The following is an 8,884-nucleotide window of genomic DNA, read 5'->3' on the forward strand; positions in this document are numbered from 1 at the left end:
TTTTTTTTGAAAAAAGAAGACCGAGTTTCTAGTGATCCTGGCATTCAGCAACCATACCACAACCTTTTTCTTTGTTAGCAGAAAGCCATTGATTCCTATGAAAAATGAAATTAAGAAAGGGTTTGATTCCCTTTCTTTTCAATTTATTCCTTTTTCCGTTTATTCGTACCTTAATGCATCCACAGGCTTTAATTTTGAGGCCCTGTACGCTGGTACTACTCCAGAAATTACTCCTATCAGAACTGCAAGTGCAAGTCCCTCAAGCATTAGAGTAAATCTTACTCCGCCACCTCCTGTCATATCGCTTCCCATCATTGCCTGGAGCCCAGATGAAACAAAGGATCCCAGAATAACTCCAAGGATACCGCCAACAAGGCCTACCATTGCGGAATTAAAAAGGAAAATCATAAGTATATCCCTGTTTTTTGCCCCAATGGCTTTCATAGTTCCGATTTCCTTTGTCTTTTCAAGCACAGAGGTAAACATGGTATTGGCAATCCCGACAGCTCCTACAAGCAGGGACACGGCTGCAATGGCTCCGAGGAAAAGCGTCATCGAACTCATCATTTCAGTAACAGATTCTGCCATAGATTTTGAAGCTATTACGGAAAAGTCCTTGTCATCTTCCTGAACAATATGCCTTGAGACCATGAGCTTTTTTTCAATATCTTCCGTAAGTTCGTCAATCAGATCTTCACTCTTGGCTTTTACAGTGATGCTATCATAAACATCCTCTTTGGCATCCTCAATAAGCTCTACTGCTCCATCAATAGGCATATAGATTTTTGAGTCATCTCCCATGCCTTCTTCTTCCAGGACTCCAACAACTCGTACTGATTTGTTGTTTATTGTGATTACCTGATTAACCCCTATGTCTTGGTCATAAGTCTCACTGGCAACACTGCTTCCTATGACTGCAACATATCTATCTGCCGGTTCAAGCAATCTTCCGGATTGCGTTTTCAGGGAAGTCATATACTTCCAGACCTGAGGATCAACACCTGTAATCGAGAGGGTAGCAGTTTCTCCTGCATATTTCACCTCTTCACGGCCTGAAATTGATCCGGCTATATACTGTATACTATCCATACCTTGAAGTGCATCAATGTCGTCATCCGTCAATTCGGAATCTGTCGAGGAACCACCACCCATCCCAGGAGGAGGCCCACCATGCAAGTTTGATGACGCTTTGGTATACCCCGGACTTATGACTATATTTGTTAGATCCATCTCGGCTAACTTGCTCTGCACATTTGCTTCCATAGCGTCCCCTAAGGAGACGATGCCAATCACAGATCCGACTCCTATAACTATCCCGATAATGGTCAGCCAGCTTCGGAGCTTGCTGTGCACAAGCATATTCAGACCCATTTTCAGGTAGGTTGAGTTTCTCATCCTACTTCCTCCGTTTGTTAGTGATCCTATCTTTTGTGGTCTGTTTTTATTATATGGCCTTATTCAGACCTTCGGGTTTTCAGGATTTTTATTCCCGGAATGCTTCTCTTTTCTTGCATGCAGTTTTTCCTGAATTTTCTTGCGAGAGACGAATATTCCTCCTGCAACCGCTATTAAAACAACATAGACAAAATATGATCCAAACCCACTACTCTTGTTACCTGGCCCCCCTCGTCCCTGTTCAGTCATATTTCCTGCAGTCATTTCGAGTTTTACTTCCTTATCAACCGTGATTCTTTCTCCTTTTGCATCCGTATATTCAATCTGGACTTTTAGAGGTTCGGAATCCATGGAAGTTACATTGTTATCATCGAGTTTGACATTGGATGAGGAATATGTATTCTTGCCATCTTCCTGTGTGCTTGCAATATTGAAAGATGCAATTGTGTAGTCTCCTTTCTCAAGGTTTCCTACAATAGTTGAAGAACTTCCTGATACTCTGTACCCTTCCTGATCCGGAACCGAGACTTTCACGGAATAGGCCATGTTGTTGCCTACATTTGCAACTGAAAGGGAAATTTCTCCCTGGTCACTTTCAGAAAAGGAAACATCAAAATCGGTTTCTCCACCAACAAAAAGACCTGCTGTGGTCTGGATACTTTTTTCATTAGATTCATAGTCTTCAAATGTGAGATTTACATCCAGAGTATAGAGGCCAGGGTTTGCGTTTACATCTGCCATTACAGAGTAGGAAACGGTCACAGAATTATCAGGTTCCAAATATTTGATGTACTTGGTATTGTCCGAGTATACAGGGAGGATTACTCCTTTTGGATCTTTCCAGGAAACTACCATGTTTTTCAGGGGCGAATTTCCGGTATTTGTGATTATGAATTCCAGAGGCTCTTCCTTTGCAATGTCAATATTTGCCTGATTTATAGTAACAATCTGAGCGTACTCTTTACCCCTTACCTCTAGCTGGATGGTTTTTGTAGTGGTGACTGTGTTTGAAGAAGGGCCACTTTCTTTGGCAGTAGTGGTAATATCGATATCGTACGTGCCTTCCGACGCATTAGCATCCGTCATGAGCTTGAATTTAAGGACTGCTGCATCGTCATCGTCTTGCCTGGCATTCAGATAGGAAACTTTTTTTGTTAGCTCTTCTCCGGAAACCTTATTGAAAGGATATTCAGAATTCACTGTAACAGTAATATCTTTCAGATCAGCGTTTCCTACATTCTGCACGCTGAGCGTGAGTTCAACAGGTTCTCCAGGGCGAGCAGCATCAGGATTTTGATTAGTCAGGTTTACGTCCACAGATGCAGACTTAATATCCCCATTAGAAGCAAGTGCTGTTCCGGCTCCAAGGCATATAAATACTGAAAGCAGCAGTAAAAAGGTTAATAAAAAGAACTTCTTCATTTTAATTCCTCAATTCAGATTTGGTTCGTTTTCCGTACCTGGTTCATCTTTCGTACGTGCTTCGATTTTTTCAATCTCACCGTCTCGGATGTACACAACCCTTGTTGCATATTTTATAAGTTCAAGATCATGGGTAACAATTATAATTGTCTTACCTTCTCGTTTGTTAAGCCCGTCAAGAAAATCCAGAATATAGTCTCCGGTCTTGCTGTCTAGGTTTCCTGTAGGTTCATCTGCAAGGATTATAGGTGGGTTTACAGCCAGAGAGCGGGCTATTGCAACTCTCTGCCTCTGCCCGCCTGAAAGCTGAGAAGGAAGGTTCTTTTTCTTTTCAGAGAGCCCGACAATCTCAAGCAAATATGAGGCTTTTTGTCGGGCTATTTGCCGATCCTCTTCCTGAAACTCCAAGGGCAACAACACGTTTTCTTCAGTATTGAGGGTTGGAAGAAGGTTAAAGCTCTGGAATATGAAGCCAATCATCTGTCCTCTGATAATGGCGAGTTCAGATTCATCAAGTTTAGAGATGTCTTTTGAATTCAGATAAACCGTGCCTTTTGATGGTATGTCCAGACAACCCAACAGGTTCATCATGGTACTTTTCCCGCTTCCGCTTGGGCCAAGGATTACAAGGAATTCACCCTCATAAATCTCAAGATTTATTCCCTTAAGTGCTGCAAACTCAACTTCCCCCATCTGGTAAAGTTTCCAGACATTGGTCAGCTTGATAAGCGGAACCTCCTTATTTCTGGAGATTTTTTCTGCATTAGAATTGTTAACAGAATTATCTCCAGAATTAAAGGAGGGATTACTTTTTAAATTTTCCCCTGAATTATTTTCCTCGGTACTGTTCTCTGATTCACTATAGAAAATCGCCTCTTTTTCCAGCGAATACATAAATTTTGAGGGATTTAACTTAGTTTTAAAAGAATTTATTATCTCAGTAAATGTCATACACATCCTCTAAAAAGTTAATTATTTCTGAGCTGAACCATTTTAAGTAACCTGAGTTCAATGACGTGGGGCGTTTTACGAACTGTTAGATATTTTATCGGCAACTTCTGATCCTGCACTTGTTTTTGAAGAATCTTTATTCTCTTTGAAGATCCTGTAAACCCTGAGAAGCAGGAACCCTGAAAGCAGAAATGCCAGAAAGTCTGCAATAGGATAAGCTGCCCAAACTCCGTTCAGTCCATATAAGCGGGGAAGGACGAGAACAAGAGGGATTAGGAAGAGGAGCTGCCGGCTAATGGAAAGAATAAAGGCGGGTTTGGCTTTTCCTAAGGCCTGGAACAGGACTGATGTGATCACATTCAGACCGACCAAAGGCATTCCCAAAAGCATGATCGTTATAGCATCTTTCCCAATTTCCAGATACTCCAGATCTTCACTGAATAACCCTAGAAGTTGTTCTTTGAAGAGTATGATGATAATTAGACCAAGAAGTCCAGTAATAGTTGTCGCTACAAGCGATAGTTTTACGGCTTCGGCTATCCTTTCATATTTTTTTGCTCCGTAATTATACCCGACAATCGGTTGCAGGCCAAATCCCATACCTAGGAGAGACATGAAAATGAAGGAGTTAATCTTCATTATTACACCATAAACAGCAATTGAGCTATCTCCTCCATAAGTTGCAAGTGCATTGAAAACAAAAATCATCATGACACTGGTCGAGCACTGCATTACAAAAGACCCAATACCGATAGCCCCAATTTCCTTCATAATTTTGAGATTTAGTTTCAAGGTTTCTGGCCTGAAGTGTACAGCCCCTTTTCCTTTTAGATAATATAGCAAAAGCCAGACTGAAGCTACAGCTTGTGAAATTATAGTTGCAATTGCAGCACCCTTCACACCCATTCCGAAACCAAACATGAAAAACGGATCAAGGAAAATATTGAGGCCGCCTCCTACGAGCATAGCATTCATTGCAAGGCGAGCGTTACCTTCAGATCGGACAATGTTCTGAACAGCCACTCCAAAGACAAAGACAGTCCCTCCTAATATTATAATATTAAGATAATCTACAGCATAGGGCAGGACTCCAGGAGTTGCTCCGAAAACCTTCAAAATCGATTCAAGGTAATAAAGGCAAGGAATGGCAGTAAGTATGCTTAATATTAAACTCAGTGAAAAAACATTTCCGAGTACTCTTTCGGCTTTTCCATAATTTTTTGCTCCAAGGGATCGCGAAATTATAGAAGAGCCTCCTGTCCCTAGAACGATTCCGAAAGCCGTAATTATCATCTGGATTGGGAATGCTATCGAAAGTCCGCCTATGGCCTGGACACTATCTGCCCCATAGGCCAATCCCACGAAAAAGGTATCTACAACATTATAGAGAGCTTGTACCAGCATTCCGATAACAATAGGAGCTGAAAGCTTAAACAGGAGCTTCCTTATGTTATCTTTACCAAGAAATGCACTTTTTTCATCCATATTTTCATCTCTACCGTTTTTACTTCGCATTTTCTGGCCTATAAGACAGAGGCTCGAATTCAAAGTCAAAAAATTTAGTTGAAGCTTTATGAATAAGTAGCCTAAAAATCTCTTTTTCTTCCAAAGTGAAGTCCGAGAAGAGAATATCTGTAAAAGACATCAACTTCTTAAAAATGAGATTTCTCATTTCCTTTCCTTTTTCAGTCAGGTGAACTTTGTAAGCTCGAAGGTCACTTTCGTCTCTTTCCCTGTAAACATAACCTTCTTTTTCAAGACTCTGGATCGCTCTGGTACTTGTTGCTTTGCTTACTTTCAGAATCTTTGCAAGGGTTTCCTGGGAGACACTATCTTTGTGGTATAATATTAGTAAAAACTCAAATTGCCCGCTTCCGAGCCTATAAGCTTCGAGTTCCTTTGCCATGTACGCCAGATGGCTACGGTAAATATGGGCAATCGGGCCTAATATTTCTCTTGGGTCTATTTCTCTTAGGTCTGTTTCTTTTAGATTTGTTTCTTTTAGGTTTGTTTCTCTTGAATTTTCCATAATTTTATCCTTCACATTTATGAGCGGAAGAACTCATTTTGAAATGAAAAACTATTTCAAATTGTTACAGGCGGAACTAATCTGATCCCTGATAGGTTTATGAGATATATAATAGTTACGAATGAAACTAAATTGGGATACAAGATAGCTGTTACAATATAAGACAATAAAACAAAAACATAGAATAACTATTTTAATATTTTATAATACTTACTATAAACACTGGATTCTGAAGAAATTCTGAAGGGATTTTTAAAAAGACCACTTTCAATAATATTCCGTAGATTAAAATAATCGCATTTTGAATGAGAATTAAAAATATGAAAAATGACATTTATAGGTGTAAAATCTGGAATTAATCTAATTTTCATAGATTCTGGATACGTTTTTCAGTTACATGTGATACTAAAAAGAAATCCATGAGCTTATTTGTGGACTCTAACAAAAAGGTAACTCAGGCTGGAAGTGGCAAACATCTGTTTGTAAGATGTCGTACGAATATAGAAGGCGCAAAAATATGAGTTCGGTAGGCAGTAGAATTTCGCAAACTTACAGCTTTGTTTGAATTTTTGTCCAAATGCTCCTTTCTGTCTGTAAACATGAAACGTTATGAAATTATGTTAATCCCTTTAACACTTAATGAGTTGACTTTAAAATGTGAGGAATTACCTCACAGGAAGATAAAATTATTGTGAAGCACAGTTTGCTTTTCCCAGAATAGGATATGATTCTAAAGAATTACAAATTAAGAATTCAGACTTGAAATAATTTTATTCAAGAATAATATCTCTTTACAAGTTTTTATAGCAAAAGGATCTCATTAAGGTGAGAATGATGGGAAACAAAGAACTTATTCAGAATCAGCAGCAGATAGAAGAGATTCTATCAAAGGCAAAATTTATTAGGCTTGCTCTTTCGGAATCAGATACACCGTACATTATCCCAATGGCCTTCGGATATAAAGATAACAAGATCTATCTTCACTGTTCCCGAGAAGGAAAGAAAATTGACGTTATTAACAGGAACCCCAGAGTCGCTTTCGAAGCCGATGTCGAGGCTGAAATCATCATCACTGAGAATATATGTAAATATGATGTCCGTTACAGAAGCGTTGTAGGGAACGGCCAGGCACTATTTGTTGAAGATTATAATGAAAAAGTAGAGGGGCTTACTGTCCTTTCCGAGCATTACGGAAAAAAAGGGCCTTTTGAGTTTGAAGAATGGAAAGTTAACAGGCTGTGCATAATTAAGATTGAGATTGAAATAATGACAGGGAAACAGCATGGATTTTGAATGGAATAGCAAAAATCTCTGTGAAAAGCATGCTGTCCTTCAAGTTCTATTTTTATTTATTCTGATCTATGTCTCTGTTATTCTAGCTTGAAATTCTGCACCAATGCATATGAAGCGCCATACATTAAAGGAATTTTCAGACCAGATAATACGCAAAAACACTTAAAACCAGCCTAATTGATGAAAAGACAATAGAAATCATTGAAAAAGCTAGAATGTATACGTTTAAATCCAGGATATTCGCAAAAAGGCCGGAAAAATTAGCATTGAGGATAAGGGCAACCAAATTTACCAGCAAAATAAAAGTGAATATCGTTGTCAAACCTCTGCCGGCCCCTTTAAGATCTTCTTTGCTCAGGGCCATATGGGAAGAGATTGCAATTGCCAGGGCAAAATAAATCCAGAAATTGAGAGAAATCAGGTTTTCTACCGAAAATATGCTTTGAAAGAGACCTGCAGTAAGGGCAAAGATCTTTGTCATTATATACTTGTCCGGCTGGGAGGGTTCAAGGGTGAGGTAGTCGGCAACTCTGGCAAAAGAATCCGGCAGGAGAAGGTTCATCCCGATGACAAGCGCCGCAGTCCCGCTGAAGATCGGGCCCATGCCTATGAAAAAGTTTCCTATGTTTTGGTAGAGGCTTTTTGAGTTCCAGCTGTGGTTGACGTATCCAAGGGTTCCGTCCTTTGCTTTGCTGGAAAACAGCTTGAATTTAGTTATTTTATGCCTGAATATATAACACATCAACAGGTGGCCGAATTCGTGAATAGGAGTGCCTATCCAGGACGTGACCAGAATTCCTTTCCTGCCAAAGGCTCCCTGGGTGTAGAAATTAGCCCGGTTTTCAAGAAGGCCGAGTATCAGACCGACAAGGATCAGATAGCCTGTGACATAGAAGGTCTCAAGCAGGCTTGCCCTAAAAACCGTAAGAAATGCATTTTCCATTTTTTAATTCCTTTTATTTCAGGAAAAGTTTTAGCTTCAAGTTGACCTGAAATTAAATTCGATAGGTGGATTACAGGCTAGGTTATGGATTAGCTTCTAAGTATTAAGTGGATGAAGAAAATATAAACTTCGCGCCTGTCCAATATAAAACTCAAAAAAGTCTAAAAAAGGTAGAAAGAGTAAAAATATTCCTTATCAAAGAAAGTTAGAAGGAGTAAAAATACATTTTATCCAAGAACAGTCAATGTTTATATACAATAATTATACTTTTCAGCAAATTTCAAGATTTTCTTGACCTGCAAGATCAAACCAGACAGGGGTTTTGTCTTTAGGGTCGCAGTTATAGTTTATTGTGATTTCTTCGCCTTTCTGAATATCTCTAATACAGACATATTTTAAAAGTCCATTCTCGAAGTCTTTGTAGTACCTTGCATTCGGGTTGTAAGAGTGGTTATAAAGCGAGCCGTATCCCAATGCAATAGCTGCATCTTTTGAATCGGGGCCCCAGGCGAAATAATAATTGTATAGCTCGGTAAGCTCAAGTGAGTCTATCTCTTCAGAGGGTAAAACTATAACAGGACAGGTTTCTATTACCTCGCCTTTTTTAAAATTCTGCTGTGCAAATACGCCCCTACCTTTTCCAGGTGAGTTTTTAATACTTATCCGTAACATATGACCAAGTTCCTGCAAGCTTTAAGATATTATCAGTAAACTGTTTTATTATTTGGAAATACCTATAATTAGAGATTTCCCTTCACAATTTTAGATTCAGCGCTTAACCAAATAGAAAGTTCCTGAGTATCTCCCACGCATGCGATTTTCTTTCCAGATGCAGAACTTTTGGATGCAGA

8 protein-coding genes are annotated in these 8,884 nt (G+C 39.3%); 1 reads left to right on the forward strand and 7 read right to left on the reverse strand.

Translation table 11 applies throughout. The features are described from left to right. Positions 1–159 precede the first annotated feature (159 nt). From BP549_RS07510 to BP549_RS07530, 5 genes are all read right to left on the reverse strand, one after another. The gene (locus BP549_RS07510) at positions 160–1,395 is read right to left on the reverse strand and encodes an ABC transporter permease (RefSeq protein ID WP_292379510.1); all 1,236 of its coding nucleotides are present in this window, start codon (positions 1,393–1,395) and stop codon (positions 160–162) included. A gap of 63 nt (positions 1,396–1,458) precedes the next feature. Beyond that, on the reverse strand, positions 1,459–2,817 hold the full coding sequence (locus BP549_RS07515) for a COG1361 S-layer family protein (RefSeq protein WP_292379512.1): 1,359 nt from the start codon (positions 2,815–2,817) through the stop codon (positions 1,459–1,461). Between the two features lie 9 nt (positions 2,818–2,826). Then, positions 2,827–3,768: an ABC transporter ATP-binding protein gene (locus BP549_RS07520; RefSeq protein ID WP_292379514.1), complete on the reverse strand. Its 942-nt coding sequence runs from the start codon at positions 3,766–3,768 to the stop codon at positions 2,827–2,829. A gap of 75 nt (positions 3,769–3,843) precedes the next feature. After that, entirely contained in the window at positions 3,844–5,253 is a 1,410-nt protein-coding gene (locus BP549_RS07525; RefSeq protein WP_292379516.1) for an MATE family efflux transporter, read from the reverse strand. Between the two features lie 19 nt (positions 5,254–5,272). Beyond that, positions 5,273–5,797: a MarR family winged helix-turn-helix transcriptional regulator gene (locus BP549_RS07530; RefSeq protein ID WP_292379518.1), complete on the reverse strand. Its 525-nt coding sequence runs from the start codon at positions 5,795–5,797 to the stop codon at positions 5,273–5,275. 831 nt (positions 5,798–6,628) lie between these two features. Here BP549_RS07530 and BP549_RS07535 point away from each other — a divergent pair. Next, a complete protein-coding gene (locus BP549_RS07535; RefSeq protein ID WP_292379519.1) occupies positions 6,629–7,090 on the forward strand; it encodes a pyridoxamine 5'-phosphate oxidase family protein in 462 nt (153 codons plus the stop codon). A 136-nt stretch (positions 7,091–7,226) separates the two neighbouring features. Here BP549_RS07535 and BP549_RS07540 read toward each other — a convergent pair whose 3' ends face one another. Both BP549_RS07540 and BP549_RS07545 read right to left on the reverse strand, forming a co-directional pair. Further along, positions 7,227–8,033 (reverse strand): hypothetical protein, encoded by an 807-nt coding sequence (locus BP549_RS07540; protein ID WP_292379522.1) that lies wholly within the window; start codon positions 8,031–8,033, stop codon positions 7,227–7,229. A 270-nt stretch (positions 8,034–8,303) separates the two neighbouring features. Beyond that, entirely contained in the window at positions 8,304–8,705 is a 402-nt protein-coding gene (locus tag BP549_RS07545) for an SET domain-containing protein (protein ID WP_292374876.1), read from the reverse strand. Between the last annotated feature and the right edge of the window lie 179 nt (positions 8,706–8,884).

This window comes from Methanosarcina sp. UBA289 (genome assembly GCA_002496565.1).
GTDB lineage: Archaea > Halobacteriota > Methanosarcinia > Methanosarcinales > Methanosarcinaceae > Methanosarcina.